Annotated in this window: 25 protein-coding genes; 22 read left to right on the top strand and 3 right to left on the bottom strand. The window is 40.5% G+C overall.

The features are described 5' to 3' along the window. The first annotated feature begins 5 nt into the window (after positions 1-5). The 12 genes from FFM75_RS09450 to FFM75_RS09395 all read left to right on the top strand — a co-directional run bounded on the left by FFM75_RS09450 (position 6) and on the right by FFM75_RS09395 (position 10,759). Positions 6-1,862, top strand: coding sequence for a BglG family transcription antiterminator (locus tag FFM75_RS09450; RefSeq protein ID WP_137628930.1), 1,857 nt, complete (start codon positions 6-8; stop codon positions 1,860-1,862). After that, the gene (locus tag FFM75_RS09445) at positions 1,863-2,381 is read left to right on the top strand and encodes a transcriptional regulator GutM (RefSeq protein WP_137628929.1); all 519 of its coding nucleotides are present in this window, start codon (positions 1,863-1,865) and stop codon (positions 2,379-2,381) included. After that, positions 2,378-2,935 carry a PTS glucitol/sorbitol transporter subunit IIC gene (gene srlA / locus FFM75_RS09440; RefSeq protein WP_137628928.1) on the top strand — a complete coding sequence of 186 codons (558 nt, stop codon included), beginning with the start codon at positions 2,378-2,380 and terminating at the stop codon, positions 2,933-2,935. Before FFM75_RS09445 ends, srlA begins: the two co-directional genes overlap by 4 nt. A 14-nt stretch (positions 2,936-2,949) precedes the next feature. Further along, a complete protein-coding gene (gene srlE / locus FFM75_RS09435; RefSeq protein ID WP_137628927.1) occupies positions 2,950-3,969 on the top strand; it encodes a PTS glucitol/sorbitol transporter subunit IIB in 1,020 nt (339 codons plus the stop codon). A gap of 32 nt (positions 3,970-4,001) precedes the next feature. Then, on the top strand, positions 4,002-4,382 hold the full coding sequence (locus FFM75_RS09430; RefSeq protein WP_137628987.1) for a PTS glucitol/sorbitol transporter subunit IIA: 381 nt from the start codon (positions 4,002-4,004) through the stop codon (positions 4,380-4,382). A 263-nt stretch (positions 4,383-4,645) separates the two neighbouring features. Then, positions 4,646-6,133, top strand: a complete 1,488-nt coding sequence (locus tag FFM75_RS09425) for a BglG family transcription antiterminator (RefSeq protein WP_137628926.1) — start codon at positions 4,646-4,648, stop codon at positions 6,131-6,133. A gap of 1 nt (position 6,134) precedes the next feature. Next, positions 6,135-6,608, top strand: a complete 474-nt coding sequence (locus FFM75_RS09420; RefSeq protein WP_137628986.1) for a PTS sugar transporter subunit IIA — start codon at positions 6,135-6,137, stop codon at positions 6,606-6,608. Positions 6,609-6,610: 2 nt separating this feature from the next. Further along, on the top strand, positions 6,611-6,925 hold the full coding sequence (locus FFM75_RS09415; protein ID WP_137628925.1) for a PTS fructose transporter subunit IIB: 315 nt from the start codon (positions 6,611-6,613) through the stop codon (positions 6,923-6,925). Between the two features lie 16 nt (positions 6,926-6,941). After that, positions 6,942-8,033 carry a PTS fructose transporter subunit IIC gene (locus tag FFM75_RS09410; RefSeq protein ID WP_137628924.1) on the top strand — a complete coding sequence of 364 codons (1,092 nt, stop codon included), beginning with the start codon at positions 6,942-6,944 and terminating at the stop codon, positions 8,031-8,033. A 19-nt stretch (positions 8,034-8,052) separates the two neighbouring features. Then, the gene (locus FFM75_RS09405; protein ID WP_137628923.1) at positions 8,053-8,916 is read left to right on the top strand and encodes a class II fructose-bisphosphate aldolase; all 864 of its coding nucleotides are present in this window, start codon (positions 8,053-8,055) and stop codon (positions 8,914-8,916) included. Positions 8,917-8,937: 21 nt separating this feature from the next. Continuing rightward, positions 8,938-9,831: a ketose-bisphosphate aldolase gene (locus tag FFM75_RS09400; protein ID WP_137628922.1), complete on the top strand. Its 894-nt coding sequence runs from the start codon at positions 8,938-8,940 to the stop codon at positions 9,829-9,831. A gap of 67 nt (positions 9,832-9,898) precedes the next feature. Beyond that, on the top strand, positions 9,899-10,759 hold the full coding sequence (locus FFM75_RS09395) for an ROK family protein (RefSeq protein ID WP_137628921.1): 861 nt from the start codon (positions 9,899-9,901) through the stop codon (positions 10,757-10,759). A 69-nt stretch (positions 10,760-10,828) separates the two neighbouring features. Here FFM75_RS09395 and FFM75_RS09390 read toward each other — a convergent pair whose 3' ends face one another. Both FFM75_RS09390 and FFM75_RS09385 read right to left on the bottom strand, forming a co-directional pair. Further along, positions 10,829-12,085 carry a zinc-binding dehydrogenase gene (locus FFM75_RS09390; protein ID WP_137628920.1) on the bottom strand — a complete coding sequence of 419 codons (1,257 nt, stop codon included), beginning with the start codon at positions 12,083-12,085 and terminating at the stop codon, positions 10,829-10,831. A 145-nt stretch (positions 12,086-12,230) separates the two neighbouring features. Further along, positions 12,231-13,196, bottom strand: coding sequence for a sugar-binding transcriptional regulator (locus tag FFM75_RS09385; RefSeq protein WP_137628919.1), 966 nt, complete (start codon positions 13,194-13,196; stop codon positions 12,231-12,233). Positions 13,197-13,378: 182 nt separating this feature from the next. On the opposite strand from FFM75_RS09385, the gene FFM75_RS09380 reads away from it, so the two are divergent. The 10 genes from FFM75_RS09380 (at position 13,379) to FFM75_RS09340 (ending at position 22,974) form a co-directional block, all read left to right on the top strand. Beyond that, positions 13,379-14,176, top strand: a complete 798-nt coding sequence (locus FFM75_RS09380; protein ID WP_137628918.1) for an SDR family oxidoreductase — start codon at positions 13,379-13,381, stop codon at positions 14,174-14,176. 20 nt (positions 14,177-14,196) lie between these two features. After that, complete coding sequence (locus FFM75_RS09375; protein ID WP_137628917.1) at positions 14,197-14,613, top strand: PTS sugar transporter subunit IIA; 417 nt, start codon at positions 14,197-14,199, stop codon at positions 14,611-14,613. Beyond that, positions 14,613-15,104, top strand: a complete 492-nt coding sequence (locus FFM75_RS09370) for a PTS sugar transporter subunit IIB (RefSeq protein WP_137628916.1) — start codon at positions 14,613-14,615, stop codon at positions 15,102-15,104. The genes FFM75_RS09375 and FFM75_RS09370 overlap by 1 nt, the downstream gene beginning before the upstream one ends. Positions 15,105-15,118: 14 nt before the next feature. Continuing rightward, positions 15,119-15,931 (top strand): PTS mannose/fructose/sorbose transporter subunit IIC, encoded by an 813-nt coding sequence (locus FFM75_RS09365; RefSeq protein ID WP_137628915.1) that lies wholly within the window; start codon positions 15,119-15,121, stop codon positions 15,929-15,931. Positions 15,932-15,944: 13 nt separating this feature from the next. Beyond that, positions 15,945-16,781 carry a PTS system mannose/fructose/sorbose family transporter subunit IID gene (locus FFM75_RS09360; protein ID WP_137628914.1) on the top strand — a complete coding sequence of 279 codons (837 nt, stop codon included), beginning with the start codon at positions 15,945-15,947 and terminating at the stop codon, positions 16,779-16,781. Between the two features lie 23 nt (positions 16,782-16,804). Then, positions 16,805-16,963: a hypothetical protein gene (locus FFM75_RS13965; RefSeq protein ID WP_171001475.1), complete on the top strand. Its 159-nt coding sequence runs from the start codon at positions 16,805-16,807 to the stop codon at positions 16,961-16,963. A 10-nt stretch (positions 16,964-16,973) separates the two neighbouring features. Then, positions 16,974-17,939, top strand: coding sequence for a ketose-bisphosphate aldolase (locus tag FFM75_RS09355; protein WP_137628913.1), 966 nt, complete (start codon positions 16,974-16,976; stop codon positions 17,937-17,939). Between the two features lie 201 nt (positions 17,940-18,140). Further along, positions 18,141-20,006, top strand: a complete 1,866-nt coding sequence (locus FFM75_RS09350) for a BglG family transcription antiterminator (RefSeq protein WP_137628912.1) — start codon at positions 18,141-18,143, stop codon at positions 20,004-20,006. A 29-nt stretch (positions 20,007-20,035) separates the two neighbouring features. Then, positions 20,036-21,973 carry a PTS fructose transporter subunit IIABC gene (locus tag FFM75_RS09345; RefSeq protein ID WP_137628911.1) on the top strand — a complete coding sequence of 646 codons (1,938 nt, stop codon included), beginning with the start codon at positions 20,036-20,038 and terminating at the stop codon, positions 21,971-21,973. A gap of 35 nt (positions 21,974-22,008) precedes the next feature. Then, a complete protein-coding gene (locus FFM75_RS09340) occupies positions 22,009-22,974 on the top strand; it encodes a ketose-bisphosphate aldolase (RefSeq protein WP_137628910.1) in 966 nt (321 codons plus the stop codon). A gap of 252 nt (positions 22,975-23,226) precedes the next feature. Here FFM75_RS09340 and FFM75_RS14070 read toward each other — a convergent pair. After that, positions 23,227-23,417, bottom strand: a 191-nt coding sequence (locus tag FFM75_RS14070; protein WP_223876651.1) for a hypothetical protein, incomplete at its 5' end; no start/stop codon positions are given.

Here is a 23,417-nt window from a genome sequence, read left to right as displayed (position 1 = left end):
TGTAGTTGAATAGTCAATATCTGCGTCTTTTAAGCTTTTTCATTGTCAACGATTCTGTGACGATGAATGAGCTGATTGCAGCTGAACATGTTTCCGAACGAACGATGAACAAATACATTCAGCAATTGAATGAAGAGTTAAATGGGGCCGCTCAAGTTCGTGAAAAACAGCGGCGATATTATTTACAAGTTGACGATTACCAGCAGTTGGCTAAATTACAAACCGGTCATTTGAAGAAGAGCTTGGATTTTAACGATGCCAATAAACGGTATGCGTATATTATGAAGCGGCTATTCCAAAGTGAAGATTACATTACGCTAGATGATTTGGCGGATGAATTAACGATTAGTAAGACCACGCTTAACCGTGATTTAAAGCAGTTACGACAAATGTTAGCGTGCTATGATGCTGAAATTTATTCGATGACGAATAACGGTATTAAGTTGATGCTTTACGATGCATACCAAGCGCCAATTATTGTGGATCATTTTATCTATGACTACTTTGATTTGCAAAAGGCGGTTGCAACGGACTGGCTGGAACGACTTAACCGATGTTGTCACCAATTAGGTCTGGATGCATCAATTATCAAGGCGTTGCGTCGTAACTTGATTGGACTAAGTTTCTCAATTAAAAGCGGCCACCGCATAACATCTAAGATTCCACACTTTCATCGCTTATGGCATTTGTCAGGTAATGTAAGTTGTCTAGTTGATGTTTTATCAGCAGGATTTACTAGTGATATTAACGATAGTGAACTTGATTATTTAATGTCACCACTGGCGTTTAAAGCGAATAGTTTGTTAGCCGATGAGTTAATTGAAAGTCGATTGGCAGTGAACGCTCAGTTATTTCAAACGATTAAGCAACAAAGTGAGCTCAATAGCACACTAAACTTTGAGCACATGTATGACCAAATTAAATATCATTTTCTATTTTTAATTAATCGAACTATCTTCCATGTTCAAACGAACCAGCTATTACCGAGTAATTTGTTTGAGAAGTATCCAATTGCTTATGACCTAGCTCAGACAACGTTGAAGGTGTTGGATGATTATATTGGCATTTCGGTTGATTCGGCTGAGATGGGCTATCTAGTTTTATATTTTGAGATGGAATTGGAAGATCGGAAAAATGCGGGGCAACCAAGTTTTGAAGTTGCCATTGTCGGTCAAGTTGGGTCTAGTGTTGTCAAGTTCATTCAACATCAACTAGATGAGATTTTTGAAGACGAAGTTGTCGTAACGGTCTTTGCAACGGCCCAACAATTAAATGCTAATTACGGACATTATTTACTGATTTTTTCCGACCGGCCAATTGAATATAGTGATCCAACGACGCCGGTTGTTCGAATTAGCGCGGCTTTTCGTACGAATGAATTACGAGGAAAGTTGCAAGTATCATTGGTTGAAAAAGCAATTTTGAATGGTAACTGTGAGTTTGATTTTTGGCACTTCGATCATAAGCTGCCGTATTTAGAGGCTGTTAAAACAATGATTCAAGCGCGAATTAAGGATCATAGTCTGAATGCGGAGTTTATGAAATCTTGGCAGCAACGTGAGCAGCAAGGTTCTAGTGTCTTCGAAAATGGCATCGCGATTCCGCATGTGATTGACAGTTCCAAGCACCAACGAATTTTACTTCAAATTGGTGTCTTTGATCGGCGGACTAAATATCAAGATCGCGATGTCCAAGTGATTTTCTTAATTGGCATTCCAAAAGAATTAAATCATGACTTAAATAAGGTGCTTTCGCAGATTTATGATTTGATTTTTTTAATTGCTAGTAACAGTAACATTTATCAGGGGTTATTGAACTACGATAACCAGCAGACATTAACACAGATTACGGAGGGGATTTAAATGGCGTTTACGGTATATCTTGGTATCGGACTTGTCGCAGCGTTCCTCTTACAAGGATTGTTAGGCTTTGTTCAGATTAAAAACTTTTCCCAAAATTATAGTGACATGCGACAACAGGGCCGAGTTCTGATTGGCAAGAATCCAAAACGCCTACAGTCTGGCAGTTTGTTGTTATTATCGATTGATATTGATGGCAATATTCAAGAGGCTCGCATAATGAAAGGGGTTACGATATTTGCCCATTTCAAGCCACTACCATTGCTGCAACAACGTAATATTGCTGAAGTTGCAGCGGATAATACAACGATGCAACAAATTGATAAGTTAACTCGCGGCTGTATCTTAAATGCTTACCGGAACTTTGTTAATTTTAAGACCGGTCAATTAGCTTATGACGATCTCAACACCAGCGTTAATATTTTCTCAATGCCGTTATTTGAAAAGATTAAGCAATTTTATAACCAAATTATTCAATTAATTAATCGGCAACTCAATAAAGTTAGGAGAAATGAATTATGAAATACATTACAGCTTTCGCATCAGGCTTCATGGGCTTGTTCCAGACTGGTGCTAAAACGTTTATCGGTTGGATGAGTTCAATCGTGCCAGTTGTTTTGCTCTTATTGGTTCTAATGAATACGATCATTGCCTACTTGGGTGAAGAACGGATGAACAAATTAGCCCAAGCTTCATCACGAAATGTTGTTACCCGTTATATGATCTTGCCATTTTTATCAGCGTTTATGTTAGGCAATCCAATGTCGTTCACCATGGGCCGGTTCTTGCCAGAATTTTATAAACCAAGTTACTATGCTGCTCAAGCACAATTCTGTCACACAAGTAATGGGGTCTTTCCACATATTAATCCAGGGGAGTTATTCATCTGGTTAGGAATCGCCCAAGGGGTTGAAAAGTTAGGACTCAACACGATGGATTTAGCGATGCGTTATCTGCTAGTTGGGTTAGTTATGAACTTCATTGGTGGTTGGGTGACTGACTACACGACCGCTTATGTTTGTCGAACGAGTGGGGTTAAATTATCTAAAGAAGTTAATGTTTCAGCGAACGCCTAAGGAGGGGTCAGATTATGTCATGGAAAAGTATTCGAGTTGAACACGGTACTGGTGGCTGGGGTGGCCCACTCACAATTACACCGACTGAAGAAAAACACAAGTTTATCTACGTTACGGGTGGTAACAAGCCTGAAATTGTAGATCGCATTGCTGAAATGACAGGTATGGAAGCCATTGATGGTTTTAAAACATCAATTCCAGATAATGAAATTGCAGTTGCCATTATTGATTGTGGGGGAACATTACGGTGTGGGATTTATCCTAAAAAAGGCATTCTAACAATTAATGTGTTGCCAACAGGTAAGAGTGGTCCATTGGCTAAGTACATTACGCCTGAATTATATGTTTCGAATGTGGGCGTTAATCAGATTAAGTCCACGGATGAAACGGCGACAACACCGCAAGCTGTAGCTGACACCGCTTCTGAACCAGAACCAACGGCAACGGATAGCGATGCTAAGTACGATAATAGTAAAACCATTACGCAACAGATGGAACACAAGAGTTTTATCGCTAAAATTGGGGTCGGTGCAGGTAAAGTTGTTGCGACTTTTAATCAAGCCGCCAAAGATTCTGTTCAGACTGTTATTAATACCATTATTCCATTCATGGCGTTTGTGGCGTTATTAATTGGGATTATTCAAGGATCTGGGATTGGTAAGGTCTTTGCGAAGTTAATGACACCATTGGCCGGGAACGTTTGGGGCCTGATGATTATGGGATTTATTTGTTCATTGCCATTCTTATCGCCACTATTAGGACCTGGAGCGGTTATTGGTCAAGTTATTGGGACATTAATTGGGGTTGAAATTGGTAAAGGCAATATTTCACCACAATATGCTTTACCCGCTTTGTTTGCGATTAACACGCAAAATGCCTGTGACTTTATTCCAGTTGGACTAGGCTTGGAAGAAGCTGAATCTAAGACAGTTGAAGTTGGGGTGCCATCCGTCCTGTATTCCCGGTTCTTTAATGGGGTCCCACGGGTATTCGTTGCATGGATTGCCAGCTTTGGATTATATGCTGGTAAATAAGATAGAAAATAATCGAGTAGGTGAATTGAATGATGGAAACTAATAAGAATGTCGCATATCAAACAGTTGTTAAAGAGATTGGTAACGAAGCACTAGATTTTGCTGAAATCAAAATGGTAATCTTCTTTGGTGATGAAGCGCCAGATGCCTTACGACCATCTTGTTATATTGTTGATGTTAATCCAATTGATGGTGAGATCAAACCAGGGATGTTTTTGATTATTGATGATGAGTCTTACCAAGTTACAGCGGTTGGTAATGAAGTTCAACGAAATTTGCAGAACCTAGGGCATATTGCAGTTAGCTTTACCGGTGAAACTAAAGCTGGTTTGGCGGGGACAATGTATGTTGAAGATAAAGCATATCCGCAAATTAAGGTTGGCAGCCAAGTCAGCATTCAAAACGAAATATAAGTATTAGATGAGGCGTCTGCAGAAATGTAGACGCTTTTTATATGGTAAATTGTAGATGATAAAAGACAATAACACTTTGAGAATAGGGATTTAGAGTGAGTGGTACTAACAGATTTTTAGACGCAATTATTAGCGATGAACATGCCAATAATTGCGCCTTTTTAAGCTTTTGAGAAAGTTGTCAGCTTCACCTGACAGACGTTTGTAATCGCTTACATTTATCCCTTATATAATCAAAGTGTAAGGAAAAGCGAGGTGAAAGAATGTCATTTGAGGAAAAAGCCCAAGTTCTTCTTGAAATCCTTAGTCAACAAGATAGATATTTGACCTCCAATGATATAGCTAAAAGATTAGGAATTTCAACGCGAACAGTCATGCGGTATATCGAAAGAATTAACGAAGGCAGTGATGTTGGTAAACTAATTAGTTCCGAAAAAGGTAAAGGCTACAAACTTGAATACAAGAAATATTTAAAGAGTCAGAAACATGAAAAGCATACGAGTGACTTTTCACCGGTTGAACGACGTAACGAAGTTTTATTGCGATTGCTTTTCAGCGCACCAAAGAAGCTGTTAGTAAGCTATTTGTTTGAAAAATACTTTGTTAGTGATACTGCAATTAACGCAGACTTGCTAGTAATAAAAGATCAATTAAAGGGATTGGATGTTGAGTTGGTTCGGAAGAATCATCGTGTGGGGGTTGCAGGTCATGAGTTAGCCATTCGGCGGGCCATTCTGCAGAATATTAGTAAAGTGAACGATATTGAAACTGAAAAAATCAGTTCAGAGTTTCCAGCACTTAATACCTTTGACATGCGCTTCATCATTGATCAATTTAGATCGATTGAAAATCAATTAGATTCAATCATTCCGTATCCGTATAATGTCAATATTTTTTCGCACTTATATATTTTAGTAAATCGTTATCGAAAAGGCATTGTACCAGATCAAAAGGTACCAGCGGAAATAAAACTAGCAGAGCAAAAAGCAATTGAAGAGAACCCAGATTTTTACCAAATTGCTAATCGAGTTATTAACAATTTATCGGGGTATTTAGGACAAGCCCTACCTAGAGAAGAAAAATATTATTTATTGCAATATTTAAGCTCGTCGCGATTGTTTTCAGAAGGCAATGGTGAGCCGGTTTATTCAGAAAAAGTTGCGATTATTACGTTAGCAATTATTAAACGAATTGGTCAAGTAACGGGGATTAACTTCAACGTTGAACAATTGAAACCTGAGTTAATGAATCACATTAAGCCACTATTAAACCGGATTAGAAATCATATTGAAATAACCAATAAATTACTAGCGGATATTCAAACCGAATATCCGGATACTTTTACGAGTGTTAAGTTAGCGGTTAATCAAGTTTTTGAGGCCCAGTTCCAACGCAACTTATCAGACGATGAAATTGGATTTATCACATTGTACTTTGCAAAGTTTATTGAACAAAATCCTACCGAAACTAGTGTCTTAATTATGTGCGCTAGTGGGATTGGAACATCAGAGTTACTGAAAGTAAAGGTGCATAAATTCTTTCCAGAATTACGGATTGAAGATGTTGTATCGCTTCGCCAGTACCAAAATCGACGTGCGCAGTATGATCGTCATATTGACTTTATTATAACAACCATTGCGGCTGACAATATTAGTACTAAGCCAGTGTTGCTAGTTAACGCAATGTTTAATAAAAATGATCAGACTAGTGTTAAAAGGATGTTGAAGGAGTTGAGGATAAATGGCAATTGATATGAATAGCTTTGAAATTTCGAAGGTTATTACACCCGAACTAATTTCAATTGACCTGCAAGCAACGACTAAGGTGGCAGCAATTGAAGAATTGACTGATTTACTAGTTGCGCATGGTGATGTCATAGATCGCCAAGGATTTATTGATGATGTGATGTATCGTGAAACTGAAGGTATGACTGGTTTAGGTCAAGGCGTTGCCATTCCACATGGCAAGTCAAAAGCAGTTAAAAACACGACCTTAGCGATTGGCATTAGTCAACATGCGATTGGCTGGGAAGCGCTAGATGATGAACCGGTGACCGTGGTTATTCTATTTGCAGTAAAAGATACAGATGCGAATACGTTGCATATCAAACTTTTGCAAAAGGTTGCGATTTTATTAGCCGATGATAGTTTTATTGAACGTTTGCATCATATTGAAACCAAAGCTGAGTTAATGGATTTGTTAGCTAAAGAACCAGAGGAGGGGTAAAGATGAAAATTGTTGGTGTCGCAGCATGTACTTCTGGGATTGCCCATACTTACATTGCACGAGAAAAGGTTATGAAAGCTGCACAATCATTAGGTTACGAAATTCATATGGAAACACAAGGTACTATTGGTACGGAAAATGAATTAACACCGGCCCAAATTGAAGCAGCTGACTTCGTTTTGTTAGTTGTTGATATTAAGATTGGCGGTCGGGAACGATTTGCTGGTAAAAAGGTTGTCGAAGTCCCAACTAACACAGCTATAAAAGCACCTACTAAGTTATTACAAGCGGTGGTCGATAAATTACAAGCATCTTAATATGGGGTGAATGGATATGTTAAAGAAAATGCAGCTAAAAAAACATGCAATGACAGCAATTTCATACATGTTACCGCTAGTTGTTGCTGCCGGGCTACTAATCGCGATTGGTAACCTAACAGGTGGCTCTCAAATCACAAACTTCAAAAATGGCTATTCAATTCCGTCAGCGTTAACGACACTTGGTGTTTGGGGCATGGGATTATTAGCACCGGTTATTTCAGCCGCGATTGCCTATTCGATTGCTGATCGTCCAGGGATTGCACCGGGGCTATTAAGTGGGATTATTTCTTATAACATCGGTGCCGGTTTCTTAGGTGGTATGCTGGGTGGCTTCTTAACCGGTTGGTTAGTCGCGTTTCTAGTCAAATATATCAAAGTACCGAAATGGGCAGAAGGGCTCGTTCCCATGATGATTATTCCATTATTGTCATCATTAATTATGGGCATACTCATGTTCTTCGTTGTTGGTCAGCCAATTGTTTGGGCAACTAATGCGTTGACTTCTTTCTTAAATAGTATGCAGGGATCAGCGCGCTTTGCTTTTGGCGCAATTCTGGGTGGTATGGCAGCATTTGACTTCGGTGGACCGGTCAATAAAGTTGCTTCGTTATTTGCAGATGGGTTGCTACTAGAAGGGGTTAAACAACCTGAAGCAGTTAAGATTTTAGCATCAATGGTACCACCATTTGGTGTCACACTCTCTTGGGTATTATCCAAGTTGTTTAAACATAAGATTTACACACAAGAAGAAGAAGACAATATCAAAGTTGCCTTTCCAATGGGAATCGTCATGATTACCGAAGGCGTTATTCCGTTAGCTGCAGTTGATTTGATTCGGATGGTCGTGGCTTGCTCAATTGGTGCCGCGGTTGGTGGTGGTCTATCAATGACTTGGGGTGTCGAAAGCCCAGTACCGTCTGGTGGGCTGTTCATCGTACCAGCGATGAATAAGCCGTTGTTATTCTTAGTCGCATTAGTCATTGGTTCAGTTGTGACGGGTCTGATCTTGTTTGCCTGGAAGAAAGTACCAAGTAAGACCGATGAGAAACTCGAGACTGGTGAACCTGAAGAAGATATTAATTTAGATGATATTCAAATTAGCTAGCTGAGAGGAGAGGTTCTAAATGTACGTTTCAATGGAAAAAATGTTGGCTAAAGCCAATCGCAATAATTACGCGGTAATGGCCATTAATTGTTTCAATCTTGAAAGCGCCTATGCCACAATCTCAGCTGCTGAAGCATTGCAGGCCCCGGTTATTATAGATTTGCTTATGGAACACTTACAGAAACATCTGCCAAGAGAATATGTGTTGCCAGGGATTATTCAAATGGCCAAAGCGGCTCAAGTGGATGTGGCAATTAACTTAGATCATGGGAAAGATAAAGATTATGTGTTAGCTAGTATTAAAGCAGGCTTTTCTAGCGTCATGATGGATGCGTCAGCGCATGGCTATGATGAAAATATTCGGATCACTGAAGAAGTTGTCAAACTAGCGCGCGCACAAGGTGTCAGTGTTGAAGCTGAAATGGGTAATATGGGTGCCGTAGCTGGAGATCAGTGGACGCAAGCTGATATGTACACTAATCCTGAAGAGGCAATCAAATTTATTAATGACACTAATGTAACCGCTTTAGCAATCTCGTTTGGTTCTAGTCATGGCATTATGCCGCCGGGGTTTGTACCGAAGTTTGATTTTAGCATTATTGAAGATATTAAAAAAGCAACTAACAGTCCGTTAGTCTTACACGGCGGTTCAGGCTGCGGTGAAGCCAATATCAAACGTGCGATTCAATGCGGTATTAATAAAGTCAATGTGGGTTCTGATGTGATGAAAGCACAAGCCGATTCGGTCTTTGAACAACAAGAAGCTACTAGGAATCTTGAATATGTTGATTTAATGACAGGTACAATGCAAGCAGCTAAGGAGATGGTGCAGTCCTATATTGAGATTTCTGGTTCAGTCAATCAAGCGAATACAACTCATTAAAAATACAAGGAGCGATTAATTATGTTATTAAATATGAATCAAATGTTGGCAGTTGCTAAGAAGAATCATTTTGCTGTTGGAGCCTATAATGTATCGAACGCTGAATTGCTGAAATCAGCAGTTGAACAGTGTGAAGCTGATAATGCACCTGGTATTATTGCGGTCCATCCAACTGAAATGGCTTACGCTAAGGATGATTTCTTTGCGTATGTCTTGCAACGGATTAAAAACAGTAAAGTACCATTTGTCTTACATCTTGATCATGGTGACACGATTGATAATGTTGCTCGGGCAATTCACAATGGGTTCAGTTCAGTTATGATTGATGGCTCCTTGGCTTCTTGGGAAGACAATGTTGCCATCACTAAGCAGACTGTTGATATGTGTCACTTACTGGGTGTGACCGTTGAAGGTGAATTAGGTACGATTGGTCAAACTGGTAATCATATCAAAGAACATTTACAAAATGGAATTTATACGCAACCTGAAGATGCGAAGAAGTTTGTTGAAGAAACCGGTGTTGATACATTAGCAATTGGGATTGGGACGGCACATGGCATTTACCCATCAGACGTGACGCCTAAGATTCGAATTGATATCTTAAAAGACATCATGGCGGTTGTTGATAAGCCATTAGTCTTGCATGGTGGGTCGTCTAACCCTGATGATCAGATTTCAGAAGCGGTTAAGACTGGGATTTCAAAGGTAAATATTTCTTCAGATTACAAATATGCCTTCTTTGTCAAAGCACGTGAAGTTTTAGCTAATGACGAAGGCTGGGATCCTAATAACTTATTCCCAGTATGTATTGAAGAAGCTAAAAAAGTTGTTCATCATAAAAACGACTTGTTTGGTGCGATTGGTAAAGCCTCATTATATGATGGTATGGCACCATGGCGGAATGAATTTCTTTAAACTTAGATAAGCAAAAGTTATGGTGACAACGTTTGTTGTTACCATAATTTTATTTGGAGGGATAAGTATGTATGGTGCAATTGAAGCAGGTGGCACAAAATTCGTTTGTGCTGTAAGTGACGATAATCTTGAAATCGTCGGTCAAATTAGGATTCCAACGATGGTTGATCCTGAACAAACGATGAGCCAAGTTGAGACATTTTTTAGTGACTTTAAGGTAGCATCGATTGGTATTGGTTCTTTTGGTCCAATTGGCATTAATCCTGATTACGCAGATTATGGGTTCATTAAGCAAACTCCGAAAACAGGGTGGGAGAATTATAATTTCTTGGCTCGAATTAAACAATTTTTTGATGGTCCCGTATTTTGGACAACTGATGTTAATGTAGCTGCATATGGTGAATATCACTTAGGTCATGCAAAGGATAAGCAGCATATGGTTTATTTAACGGTTGGCACCGGTATCGGTGGCACAATCATTAATAACGATGACTTTTATGCTGGTGTTGGTCATCCAGAGATTGGTCATATCTATGTTAAATCAGCGCATGGTAACACGGTTTCGGGGGTCTGTCCATATCATAAAGGCTGTTTAGAAGGGATGGCATCGGGTCCGGCAATTTTAAAACGTAGCGGCAAACCGGCTGAGAAACTTGAAACAACTGATCGTGCTTGGGGTATTGAAGCTTATTATTTAGCGCAGGCAGCGGTTAATTATACGTTACTTTATTCGCCAGAAATCATTATTTTTGGTGGCGGAGTTGCTAATCAAGCCCGATTATTTCCGTTAATGCGCAAGTCATTTGAATTTCAAATGGGTGACTATGTCCAATATCCCTCACTAGATCATTATTTAGTTCATGCTAAGTTAGGGGATGATGCGGGCATCAAAGGAGCCCTGCTACTGGCAAAGCAAGTTAGTTCATAATAAAAGCGGCCTTCAAATCGATTCATCATTTGAAGGTCGCTTTTGATTATTTATAGGTACTAATGAGGACTAGTGGTTGGCAGTATCTGCCGTTGTGATGTCGGGCATGTTAGCCATGATCCATTGTTCAGCTTCCGGTGACCATAAGCCGTCATGCTTGGCTAATACTTGGCCTAAACCAGATTTAGGATCAACCTTAGCTAATTCAATTCGATCGAATTTCTTTTGCGAATAAACTAATTTTTTACCGCCACCAATTTCTGGTTGTGTCAAAGTTGTTTCAGCCGCAGCATCTAAGCCTAATACATGTGTGATCACTTTGGCAACATTGACCTTACGTTCAGCAATCAACTGAGCGGCAGTTGCTTCATTTTGAGCGTTACCACCAGAAGTACCGGCAACATGAGTAAAGTTATAGTGGACATCATAGAAATTCAATTGAGCTGTAAAATCTTTGTGCATTGGACCAGCGAATTGGTTTAAGCATCCATCCGGATTGAGCAATTCACCTGACATGGTGACTAATGCGGGGACACTGATCATGCAGAAAATATCATCGAATCCGTCGCCACCAACGACTGCTTTAAGTTTAGCTTTTTGTTCTTCAACCGATAAACCGTTTACATTTACGAATGAGACATTAACATCATCGGATGGATAGAGTTGCTTAGCACGATCTAGCTTACTTTGATCGATATCGGTCACAACTAAATTTTTAGGTTTAACGCCAGCGTGTAAAGCGTAATCAATGGCTAGTAAGCCCATTGGCCCAGTACCACCCAGCATTAAGACATTCCCATTAGCTTTGATACCCATTTTGTGATTGTAGGTATGTGGGATGAGGTGAAATTGAGCTTCAAACGCAGCGATGACACAACTAAGTGGTTCGCAAAGTGAGCCTTCATAGTAAGCTTGCCCATGGAAAGGCACTAAGCAATCTAAAGCCATCACTTCGTTTGGAATAATAACGGCCGTAGCATCACCACCGATGTAAGGATACGAATAACCAGGAACAAATGGTGTATCATCGCGGGCTAAGTTAGGCTGAATGGCGTAATCATCGCCAACTTGGTACTTATCAGCCCATTTTTTTCCGACTTTTAAAATTTTACCTGAGAATTCATGCCCAACTAGTGCGGGGTTCTTATCCAAATTATCAGGTGTCTTTTTGTGATCTTCACCTTCTTGTGCGAGTTTCCAAGAAGACATACACATTGTATCACTGACAACAGTTGCTAAAATTTCGTCATCGTTAATTTCTGGTAATTCAAATTGTTCAACACGCATATCCTTTTTACCATGGATTCTTAAACCAATACTGTTCATTATTATTTCCTCCTCACAAATGTGTTTAATTTGTGCAATCTCGTTTACAAGGTCAATAATAACCAGCATTTAAAAAGTAGTCAATATGTAACAACCATTACTCACAATTGTGATAACGGGCTGACGCATACTGACTACTTAAATTCTAATTGAGCAATTTCTTGATAGCTACCGCTGTTTTGTCGGAGGTAACTAGCACGTTTAATGTTTCAGAACGTAGGGCACCTAAAATGGCTTCGGCTTTATTTTCTCCGGTGGCGACCCCGATTCTCAAGGGTGCATTTTTAAGCGCAGCGAGCTCCATCCCAACCAAACCACCATTAGCTTCTTTAATCAATTGACCATCGATAGTAAAGGGCTGCGAAAGAATATCACCTACTGCAGAACCTTGAAGGATATCTTCGAAGCCAGTGTCTTTATAAAACCCTCGCCAAGCTAGATTGTTGGTAATCTTAGAACTACCGATCCCGAAGATTGCGACGTTTAGTTTTTTCCAAAAATCAGTGACCGCTTTGTTATTTGGGTTGTCGAGCAATTCTTTTCTTAATGCAGGACTACTGATCATAACCGGTGAATCGAGGGTATAAGAAGTGGATTCTTTGATTCGATTTGCCAGTATATGTACAAGGTTATTTGCCTGATAGTCAACATCGAGTTTACCGATTGGCCCACCAATCAAAGGCACTGAAGTAACGTTTGAGATGCCATTCATTGTGTCGACGGAATTGATTACGGTTGCTAATGTGCGACCCCAAGAAAGCCCGACAACACTATTAGACGTTAGCTGCTGCTGCAAATAGTTGCCAGCATACATACCAACTGACTTCAGGTCGTCGCTATAGCTACTGCCAGGAGTAGTCGGCACAACGATTGCTTTTTTTAAACCGAAAAAGGCTTTAAATTCAGCTGAAAGCTTTTCGCTAGCACCGAAAGAAGAATCGATATTAATTTTGACGATACCGAGCTCGCGAGCTTCTTTGAGTAGCCGACTGATTTCGGTTCGATGAATGTGAACCTGCTTTGAAATGTCAGTCTGGTTCAAGCCGTCTTCGTAATAAAGCTTGGATATTTCAATTAGTTGATTTACCCGTTCAATGTCAAATTTAGACATGGTTAGTCACCTCTAATGTATTAATAAATTGATTGTAATCCTTTTGATTAAAAAATTCCAGATTATTTCACAAATGTGCAAAACCGTTACCTGATGTTGAAAAACTCCAACATGGTGATAATATAGCAAGTGAAATAAATAACATTTAGTTATCACACAAATGTGAACTGGAGGAATTCAAAATGGATTGGCTAAATTTGACTGGTAAAACATATATCGTTACAGGTGGATCTTCGGGAATTGGTGCAGCCATTGTCACGGAATTGATTAATAATGGTGCACAAGTTATTAATGCTGATTTAAAGGCGGGCGAATTTAAAGCCGAAAAATTAACATTTATTCAAACCGATGTCACGTCACGTGAACAGATTCAAACGTTAATTCAAACCATTCTAACCAAATTTGGTAAAATCGACGGCTTAGTAAACAATGCCGGGATTAATTTGCCGCGTTTATTGGTTGATAGTCAGCAACCGGCAAGTCAATATGAGTTAGACGAAACTGAATTTAATAAGATGTTTGCTGTAAATGTGAAGAGTATGTACCTCATGTCGCAAGCGGTTGGCCATGAATTGGTTAAGAATCGCGGTGGCGTGATTGTGAACATGTCTTCAGAAGCTGGATTGGAGGGCTCTCAAGGGCAAAGCGCTTACTCAGCAACTAAAGGTGCAATCAACGGATTCACGCGTTCGTGGGCTAAAGAATTAGGGACTAGTAATGTGCGCGTCGTTGGTGTTGCGCCCGGTATCATGGAAGCGACCGGATTACGGACACCTAGCTACGAAGAAGCCTTGGCATATACGCGAAATATTAGTGTGGAAACTTTACGGGCAGGTTATAAGAGTACTGGTACAACCCCGATGGGGCGTTCTGGTAAGTTGAGTGAAGTGGCTGATTTAGTTAATTATTTGCTATCTGATCGTGCTAGTTATATTACTGGTGTCACGATTAACGTTGCTGGTGGCAAGTCAAGAGGTTAGTCCATTAGGAAGGTGAAATTATGAAAGTTGTATTAATTGGTCACGGTCATACCGCGGAAGCGATGAAAGGTGCCGTTGAAATGATTTTTGGCAAAGTGGATGACTTTTATCCAATTGCCTTTTTACCTAAAGAAGGATTACAGGACCTTGTCACAAAAATGAAAGCGGTTACTGATGCTTTTGACGCTGATGATACTTTAGTTATTGCGGATTTATTTGCCGGGACGCCATACAATGCTGCAGCAACTTTAGCGTTACAGCATGAGGTTCATGATGTGATTGCTGGCATGTCATTGCCAATCTGCTTGGAAGTTGCTAGTCAAATGGCTAATATGCAGGTCGAAGAATTAGTCACTTATATTATGAAGAATAGTGATGGCTATACCAAGGCACTAAGCATCATTAATCGGGAACAAGCGGAAGAGGAGGATTTCTAATGATTATTACGTTAGCGAGAATTGATGATCGGTTAATTCATGGTCAAGTAACAACTGTTTGGTCAAAGGAATCACATGCTGATCGGATTATTATTGTTAGTAGCGATGTTTTTAAGGATACGATTCGTAAGACTTTGCTAAAACAAGCTTGTCCTCCCGGTATGAAAGTGAATATTGTTGATGTCCCTAAGGCGATTGCCGTCTTTAACAACCCGAAGTATCAAAATGATAAAGTCTTTTACTTATTTACAAATCCGAGTGAAGTTTTAGCACTCGTTCAAGGTGGTGTTCCACTAGAAACCTTGAATATTGGTGGAATACAATACTCAGAGGGCCGGACTCAAATTACCAAATCAGTATCATTAACGCAAACTGATGTTGACGCCTTTCGTCAATTAGGACAATTGGGTGTGAAACTAGATTTACAAGTTGTTAAAACCGATCCACATACTGATATCTTGAAGAAAATTGACGAAACCTTCAATAAATAAAGAGGTAAGCTATTATGAAAATTACAATTTTTCAACTAATCCTAATTTTTATTTGGTCTTCAATTACTGGTGCTGGTAGTGTGTTGGATGAGTTTCAAACACACCGTCCTTTAATTGCTTGTAGCATTACTGGTTTGATTTTGGGCGATCCAGTCAAAGGGATTATTTTGGGTGGTACGCTGGAATTAATTGCTTTAGGTTGGATGAACATTGGTGCTGCTCAGTCTCCAGATTCAGCGTTGGCAAGTACGATTTCGACGATTCTGGTGATTGTGGGTAGCCAAAGTATTCAAAAAGGGATTGCAATTGCGTTACCAGTTGCCGCTGCTGGCCAAGTTTTAACCGTCTTTGCACGGACAATTACAGTTGCTTTTCAACATGCAGCTAATCGACAGGCGGAAAAAGCCAATTTCAGGGCAATTGAGTGGTTGCACTTTTCGGCGCTATTTGTGCAAGCACTTCGGGTATCGATTCCAACAACATTAGTTGCTATCTTTGTCAGTCCAACCATGGTTCAATCAATGCTAAATGCTTTGCCAGATGTTGTTACAGGTGGCTTAACAGTCGCTGGTGGTTTCATCGTGGTTGTTGGATATGCAATGGTTATGAATATGATGAGTGTTAAATACTTAATGCCATTCTTCTACTTAGGGTTTATTTTAGGCGGTTACTTGAAGCTGAGTTTATTAGCTTTTGGTGGTGTTGGCTTAATTATGGCGTTAGTTTATGTGCAATTAAATCCTAAATTTAGTAAGCAACCAGTCGCTGCGCCGGCCAATTCAGCAGCTGTGAGTGAAGATTTAGCCGAAGATGAACTAGAAGACTAGAGGGGTGAATGGTATGAGTTCAGCTGAAGAAATTGTCAGTACGTTAACTAAGCGAGATATTTTCCAAACTTTTGTATTTGAAAACTTTCAACAGGCCTCATTTAACTATGAAACAATCCATGGATTAGCTTTTTGTGTTGATATGATTCCAACGATTCGACGGGTTTATAAAACTAAAGAAGATCAAGCAGAAGCCCTAAAACGACATTTAACATTCTTTAACGTAACGCCTGGAGTTTGCGGGCCAATTGTCGGGGTCACGATGGCGTTAGAAGAAGGTAAAGCGCAAGGGGAAAATATTGATGCTGGGACGATTCAAAGCTTTAAAGTTGGGTTAATGGGCCCCTTGGCGGGGGTCGGCGATCCAGTAATGTGGGGTACATTACGGCCGATTTTAGCAGCTTTAGGGGCCTCATTGGCTGTCAAGGGATCTTGGATGGGACCATTCCTTTTCTTCTTTGCATTCAATGCGATTCGCTTGGCATTGAAGTGGTATGGATTAAAACTAGGCTTAAATCGCGGCTTGGCCTTAGTGAAAGATGTGTCTGGTAACCTATTACCTAAATTAACAGAAGGGGCAACAGTCTTAGGCCTTTTTGTTATGGGTGTATTGGTTACGAAGTGGACAACAATCAATATCCCATTAGTTGTTTCAAAAACACAAAATGGTGGTAAGGAAGTTGTGACAACTGTTCAAACGATTCTTGATGAATTGTGTCCAGGCTTGCCAGCATTAGGCCTGACCTTATTAATGATGTATTTATTACGTAAAAAAGTTAATCCAATTATTTTGATTTTTGCCCTTTTCGGCGTTGGGATTCTTGGCTATGGCTTAGGTTGGCTTAAATAATAATCTTTAAGGAGGGCATGAACATGGGTGAAAGTACATTTGCCATTATGATTGGTATCTTACTTATTTTTGCGGGTTATCTGAGTAAGAAGAAACGTGGTAAGACTGATGCATTGAGCGTTGGTATGGGCATCTTTATTATTCTATTGGCCATTCATGCTTTTCCATTTCTTTCATATTGAGGTGTTTAGTATGGTTCTAGTATCATCGAAGTATTTAGTTGATAAAGCATATCAGCATCATTTTGCAATCGGTGCATTTAACGTTGGTAACAGTGAATTTGTTAAAAATATTATTAGTGTGGCTGAAGCATTGCAAGCCCCGGTTATTTTACAAATTCATCCGTATGAATACGATCTGATGGGCAGCGAGATTGTTAAATATGTACGTGAAGTTGCTTTAACGGCGACGGTACCAGTCGCGATTCACTTGGATCATGGCCGGGACTTAAATGACGTCATGCGAGCGGTTCGTGATCAAATGAATTCGGTCATGATTGATACTTCTGGTCTATCTTTTGGAGATAATATGGCTGCTACAAAACAAACCGTCGATTTATGTCACCGAATTGGGGTAGCAGTTGAAGCAGAGTTGGGAAGTATTGGCAATCGAAACGCGAGTGCAGCTGAAAATATGGGACGCGTTTATACCGATCCAATTAGTGCTAAACAGTTTGTTGAAGCTACTGGGGTAGATGACTTAGCAGTAGCCATTGGAACGGTGCATGGGCCATATCCTAGTGGTGAAAACGATATTAAAATTGATCGCTTAGATGCACTAAATGATGTGCTGCAACTACCACTTGTATTGCACGGAGGTTCTAATAATCCAGACGCAAAGATTCGTGAAGCGATAGCGCATGGGATCGCTAAAGTTAATATCTCAACAGACATTAAAATGCCGTTTTATCATGTCATTAAAGATACGGTGCTAGCACGACCGAATGATTACGAACCGTGGTTGATGACGCCTGAAGCTGATGAAGCTCAAAAGGCAGTTGTTCGTGAAAAAATGCAATTATTTAGTAGCGATGGTAAAGCGTCACTTTATTTTGAGGATACAGATTGTCTAAAGCCGCTTTATCCTTACGATTGTGATATCGTTGATCATATTATTTATGACCAACAACCCGATGAAACCTTAACTAGTTCTAAATAGTGACTTATGAATAGTATAACTTGGTAAAATTTTGCCAGGTTATGCTATTTTTTGTTTGTTTTGGGAAATTGCCTTGGCAAATTAATTTCCGCAGTGAAGCGGAAAGAAGATGGATTTGTTAGCGGTTACAAAATCAGGTAATCTAGTACTTGTAAAGAAGATAACAAGTTTGCCAACTCGATACAGAGAGGAGGTTCAACCATGAAAGAACGCTATGCCAAGTTATTAATTCTTTTGGAAAATCACCGTGAAGGAATTGCTGGTAAACAATTAGCCGATAATTTAGGGGTGACAACCCGTTCGGTTCGCAATTATGTTAAAGATTTGAATGGCAATTATTTAAAAGGTGCACAGATTGTTGCTAGTCCTGACCACGGTTATTTTATTCAAGGTAAGATTACTGATATTACGGAGACTGGCCAATTAGAATTTGAACAACGGGCATTCTTTATCGTGAAGTATCTGATGACCCGGACAGACTATGTCTCATATGAGGAATTGGCACGTGAATTGCATTACTCTTCACCAACGATTCGAGCCGATATTTATCGGATTCAGGAGTTGATACATGAAGAGAAGCGAACCGTCGATTTACAGGCCGTTATTTTTAAGGGCGTCAGTCTTTCTGGTGATGAATTGGCGGTGCGATTTTTACTTGATAGTTTCTTTAATCCGAAGATTGCCACATTTAGTCAATTAGAGCGTGAGTACAATTACTACTTTGAAAAGTGGACGAATCATGCGGAGATTCATGTGTTGATCGAGTTCTTAAAAAATCAATTTGTGCAAAAGAACATCAAGCCAACACCGGAATTGATTAAGCCAATTGCTAGTTTCATTATTATCGCCGCTTATCGTGACAATGTTGGCCAGTGGTTGAATCATGATTTACAACAAAGCCATCAGTTAACTGCTGAGACCTTACATTATGCGCGGCATGTGTTGGATCAAGGCAAGCGCATGTTGGGTAGTGTGGCGCCTTGTGAAAATGAAGTTTGGAGTTTTGCTTGGTTATTAGTCAGTCAGCAATTATTGACCAACGATATTATTTTTGATCCTGATGACCAAAACGTTAACCCGCAATTAGCTGAATCAATTAATCAAGCGTTGACACAGCTAGCCACGGTTTATCACCAACCGTTCTTGCAAGACCGGAAGTTATTTACAGACTTACTCCTGCATACGTCACGCGATTTGTTTCCATTGGAATATCAGTTCTATATTGAAAACTCGTATTTGCATCATATCAAGACTGACTATATCTTGGCTTATCAATATGCCGTGGACTTTGCCAGTGCTTTGATTGAATCACTGAATCTTAAAATTCCAGATAACGAGATTGGCTACTACGCGTTACACTTTGCCGCCTTCTTGGAACGGAATCATCAACGGGCTTTAAATATTGCCGTGGTTTATGCCCGGCGTCCTGTTTCAGGGCAATTGTTAGCGAGCCGGATCGAAGAAGTTTTCGATAATGTCCAAGTCACCATGATTGTTTCCGCCAAGCAGGTCACTGAAATCAAGCAGGTTGCCTTTATCGTAGCAGCAAATGAAGCCGTCGTCGAAAGTGATTATCCGGTGATTTATGTGAGTGACTGGTTGAATGCACAAGACAATCACAAGTTGCAAAAGCAGATCAGTCAAGTGATTTTACGCCAAGTCTTACAAGGCAGTCAGCTGATTCACGGCAAGTTCAAAGATAAAGCGAGTCTGATTGAGACCGTCTTAACGGATATGGGCCTACCAGAGCTGTATGACAATATCATGCATCGCGAACAATTATCATCGACTGAAACCGGTAATTTTGCCGCGATTCCGCATCCGATGCAAATTCCGGATGTACCAGAGTTTGAGCTAGGAATTGTTGTTTTAGATGAGCCGATGAAGTGGGATGAACATCTAGTCAAGTTAGTAATCGTCGTTATTCCAACGCAAGAGCAATTATCACGTTATGCCTTAGTCTTTGATGAACTACAACGGGTGGTTACTAATGATCAGATTCCAGATTTATTATCAGAAATTAACAGTGTCGATGACTTTATCGACTTAGTGGTGAACACTAATTGAACGATGAAGTACCGAGAGGAGTGACTTAAATGAAGATTTCGGAATTATTAACAACGGATACGATCGACTTAAACCTAACCGGAACCGAAAAGAAAGATGTCATTAGCGCATTAGCTAAGCATCTGTATGATGCTGGTAAAGTTGATGACTTAGCAGCGTTTACTGCGGATGTATGGGCCCGAGAAAATGAAATTTCCACCGCGGTGGGGAACGGGATCGCGATTCCGCATGCTAAAAGTAAGCATGTTAAAAATGCGGCGATTGCCTTTGGTCGTGCCTTACCAGGGATTGAATATGGTGACGATGAGTGTCAACTGTTCTTCTTGATTGCCGCTGGTGAAAATGCCTCAAACGAGCATTTGAAAGCGCTATCTAAATTATCAGGGTTTCTAATGGATGATGTCTTTCGCGCGAACTTGATTTTAGCACGGACGCCGGATGACGTTGAACAGCTGATTGCGGATAAAGAACAAGCTGATGCAGCCGATGCAGCGAAGCCGGCCGTGGCACCAAGTGCAGCGAGTCAATCCATCGTTGGGGTTACCGCCTGTACAGCTGGGATCGCGCATACGTATATGTCAGCGCAGGCCTTGACGGATGCGGGTGAAAAATTAAATATTCCCGTTAAGATTGAAACGGAAGGGTCATCGGGGACTGAAAATGAACTGACCGCTGAAGAAATCAAAAATGCGACCGCGGTTGTGATTGCTGTTGACCGAACGATTGATTTATCTCGCTTTGATGGGAAGCACGTGTTACAAACTTCAACGAAAGCTGGGATCAATGACGCTGAAAACTTAGTTAAATCAGCGGTCGATGCGCCAATTTATCACAGTGAAGGTGGCAGTCAACCGACTGCTACTGCGAGTGCAGCAAAGGGAACGAGTGCTAAGTCAATTGGCTTTGGTATCTATAAGCACTTGATGAATGGGGTCTCCTTCATGTTGCCATTCGTGGTTGCTGGTGGGATCTTAATGGCGATTTCCTTTATGTTTGGGACTCAATCAGCCAATACGGCTAGTTCACAATATAATGCCTTTGCAGCGTTTCTTAACATGGTCGGTTCAAAAGCGGCCTTTGGGCTAATGGTCCCAATCTTTGCTGGTTATGTGGCTTATAGTATCGCTGATCGACCAGGGTTAGCGCCCGGTGCGATTGGTGGGATGATTGCCTATACTGGTGGTTCCGGCTTCTTAGGCGGGGTTGTCGCTGGTTTCGTGGCTGGTTATGTCGTTGTGGGGCTAAAGAAAATCTTCGGTAAGATGCCAAGCTCACTACAAGGCCTCAATCCGGTTTTATTCTACCCGGTTCTAGGGACATTCTTTACGAGCTTTATTATCAATTATTTAATTAACACGCCAGTTAGCTCCTTCAATAAGTCATTAACGGCTTGGCTACAACATATGACCGGTGCGAATGCCGTGCTGGTTGGATTTATTCTTGCCGCCTTATTGGTTAGTGACATGGGTGGGCCATTAAACAAGATTACTTATGCATTTGGGATCCAGATGTTAACTGCTGGGGTTTATGAACCGATGGCTGCCATTATGTGTGGTGGGATGATTCCACCAATCGCGTTAGGCTTAGCAACCACCTTCTTCAAAAACAAATTCTCAGCGCAAGAACGTGAAACGGGTAAAGTGGCCTACATCCTAGGGGCTTGCTTCATTACTGAAGGGGTCATTCCATTTGCTGGTTCTGATCCATTGCGGGTGATTCCAGGCAATATTATTGGTGCTGGCGTTGGGGGTGCCCTTTCCATGTTGATGGGGATTACGTTACAAGCGCCACACGGTGGGATCTTTGTTATCCCAATTGCCATCAATAAACCGTTACTTTACTTAGTTTGCATTTTAGCCGGCGCGGCGGTTGAATGCCTCATTGTGGGCTTAACTAAAAAGGCGGTCTCACAAGAGCCAGCTAAAAAAGCTAAAGATGATGCCAAAGAAGTTGTTTCGATTTTCTAAATTTGACGGGTTAAAACAGAAAGGAAGTTTCTATCATGGTTCTAGTATCTTCAAAGTATTTAGTCGATAAAGCATATCAACATCACTTCGCAATTGGGGCATTTAATGTTGGTAACAGTGAATTTGTTAAAAACATTATCAGTGTGGCTGAAGAGTTACGGGCACCCGTTATTTTGCAAATTCATCCTTATGAATATGATTTGATGGGCAGCGGCATTGTGAAGTATGCCCGTGAAATGGCCTTGACGGCTAACGTGCCAGTGGCGATCCATTTAGATCATGGCCGCGACTTAAATGATGTGATGCGGGCTGTGCGCGATCAAATGAATTCAGTAATGATCGATACGTCTGGATTATCATTTGAAGATAACTTAGCAGTGACAAAACAGACCGTTAGCCTTTGCCATCGGATCGGGGTTGCCGTTGAAGCTGAATTAGGGAGCATCGGGAATCGTAATGCCAGTGCTGCAGAAAATATGGGTCGTGTTTATACCGATCCAGAAAGTGCCAAACAATTTGTTGATGCAACTGGCGTCGATGACTTAGCCGTAGCAATTGGGACAGTGCATGGTCCTTACCCAAGTGGTGATAACGACATTAAGATTGACCGCTTAGATGCGTTAAACGATGCTTTGCATATGCCATTAGTCTTACATGGTGGTTCGAATAATCCTGACGACAAAATTCGTGAAGCCGTTGCGCATGGGATCGCCAAAGTGAATATCTCAACTGATATTAAAATGCCGTTTTATCACACGATTAAAGATACGGTTATCGAACGTCCAAACGATTATGAACCATGGATGATGACCCCGGATGCGGATGAAGCACAAAAAGACGTGGTCCGTGAAAAGATGCTATTGTTCAGTAGTGATGGTAAAGCAGATCTCTATTTTGCCGACTCAGTTCACTTAAAGCCACTTTATCCATATGATTGTGACATTGTTGACCATATTATTTATGATCAACAACCAGATGAAACTTTAGTGACACAAAAATAATTAGGTAAAAAGTCCCACTAAACTGGCCGCCCAGCTTAGTGGGACTTTTTTTCATTTGATTTGTATACACTAATAGGAAGTAATGTGTTAGTCATCGTGAGGGGATTACTGGGCAATGGCAAAATTGATGCTACATTATATAGAAGAAAGCGGTATGGCGGTGACACTAGTTTGGTGCAGTGGCTGGTACAGATTAGCGATAAGTACAGGGGATGATTGAAGCTTTTAAAACTAAATGATAATTTTATGGGTTTAGTTGTTGACAACATCTTCGATAATTGATAAGATAGTTTCTGTTGTCGCAACGGCAACCATAACAAATTGAGTTGTTGCTTCTGAAAAAAGATGTTGACATGATTTACTTAAGATGTTATGATAATTAAGTTGCGTTGAGGAAATCAACCAACGATTTAGACCTTTGAAAACTGAACAAAGTTTCGACG

The sequence above is a fragment of the Lactiplantibacillus daowaiensis genome, from assembly GCF_005405085.1.
Taxonomy (GTDB): Bacteria; Bacillota; Bacilli; order Lactobacillales; family Lactobacillaceae; genus Lactiplantibacillus; species Lactiplantibacillus daowaiensis.
Note: the sequence above shows the minus strand (reverse complement) of the source record. Positions and strands in the feature narration are given on the sequence as shown.

Bases quoted from the DNA above. Each gene is read 5' to 3' on its own strand.
- FFM75_RS09425 (WP_137628926.1), top strand. From the start codon at position 4,646: ATGTCATTTGAGGAAAAAGCCCAAGTTCTTCTTGAAATCCTTAGTCAA.
- FFM75_RS09360 (WP_137628914.1), top strand. From the start codon at position 15,945: ATGAGTTCAGCTGAAGAAATTGTCAGTACGTTAACTAAGCGAGATATT.
- FFM75_RS09430 (WP_137628987.1), top strand. From the start codon at position 4,002: ATGGAAACTAATAAGAATGTCGCATATCAAACAGTTGTTAAAGAGATT.
- FFM75_RS09395 (WP_137628921.1), top strand. From the start codon at position 9,899: ATGTATGGTGCAATTGAAGCAGGTGGCACAAAATTCGTTTGTGCTGTA.
- srlA (WP_137628928.1), top strand. From the start codon at position 2,378: ATGAAATACATTACAGCTTTCGCATCAGGCTTCATGGGCTTGTTCCAG.
- FFM75_RS09370 (WP_137628916.1), top strand. From the start codon at position 14,613: ATGATTATTACGTTAGCGAGAATTGATGATCGGTTAATTCATGGTCAA.
- FFM75_RS09415 (WP_137628925.1), top strand. From the start codon at position 6,611: ATGAAAATTGTTGGTGTCGCAGCATGTACTTCTGGGATTGCCCATACT.
- FFM75_RS09355 (WP_137628913.1), top strand. From the start codon at position 16,974: ATGGTTCTAGTATCATCGAAGTATTTAGTTGATAAAGCATATCAGCAT.
- FFM75_RS09405 (WP_137628923.1), top strand. From the start codon at position 8,053: ATGTACGTTTCAATGGAAAAAATGTTGGCTAAAGCCAATCGCAATAAT.
- FFM75_RS09390 (WP_137628920.1), bottom strand. From the start codon at position 12,085: ATGAACAGTATTGGTTTAAGAATCCATGGTAAAAAGGATATGCGTGTT.
- FFM75_RS09385 (WP_137628919.1), bottom strand. From the start codon at position 13,196: ATGTCTAAATTTGACATTGAACGGGTAAATCAACTAATTGAAATATCC.
- FFM75_RS13965 (WP_171001475.1), top strand. From the start codon at position 16,805: ATGGGTGAAAGTACATTTGCCATTATGATTGGTATCTTACTTATTTTT.
- FFM75_RS09340 (WP_137628910.1), top strand. From the start codon at position 22,009: ATGGTTCTAGTATCTTCAAAGTATTTAGTCGATAAAGCATATCAACAT.
- FFM75_RS09380 (WP_137628918.1), top strand. From the start codon at position 13,379: ATGGATTGGCTAAATTTGACTGGTAAAACATATATCGTTACAGGTGGA.
- FFM75_RS09365 (WP_137628915.1), top strand. From the start codon at position 15,119: ATGAAAATTACAATTTTTCAACTAATCCTAATTTTTATTTGGTCTTCA.
- FFM75_RS09400 (WP_137628922.1), top strand. From the start codon at position 8,938: ATGTTATTAAATATGAATCAAATGTTGGCAGTTGCTAAGAAGAATCAT.
- FFM75_RS09350 (WP_137628912.1), top strand. From the start codon at position 18,141: ATGAAAGAACGCTATGCCAAGTTATTAATTCTTTTGGAAAATCACCGT.
- FFM75_RS09345 (WP_137628911.1), top strand. From the start codon at position 20,036: ATGAAGATTTCGGAATTATTAACAACGGATACGATCGACTTAAACCTA.
- FFM75_RS09375 (WP_137628917.1), top strand. From the start codon at position 14,197: ATGAAAGTTGTATTAATTGGTCACGGTCATACCGCGGAAGCGATGAAA.
- FFM75_RS09410 (WP_137628924.1), top strand. From the start codon at position 6,942: ATGTTAAAGAAAATGCAGCTAAAAAAACATGCAATGACAGCAATTTCA.
- FFM75_RS09445 (WP_137628929.1), top strand. From the start codon at position 1,863: ATGGCGTTTACGGTATATCTTGGTATCGGACTTGTCGCAGCGTTCCTC.
- srlE (WP_137628927.1), top strand. From the start codon at position 2,950: ATGTCATGGAAAAGTATTCGAGTTGAACACGGTACTGGTGGCTGGGGT.
- FFM75_RS09420 (WP_137628986.1), top strand. From the start codon at position 6,135: ATGAATAGCTTTGAAATTTCGAAGGTTATTACACCCGAACTAATTTCA.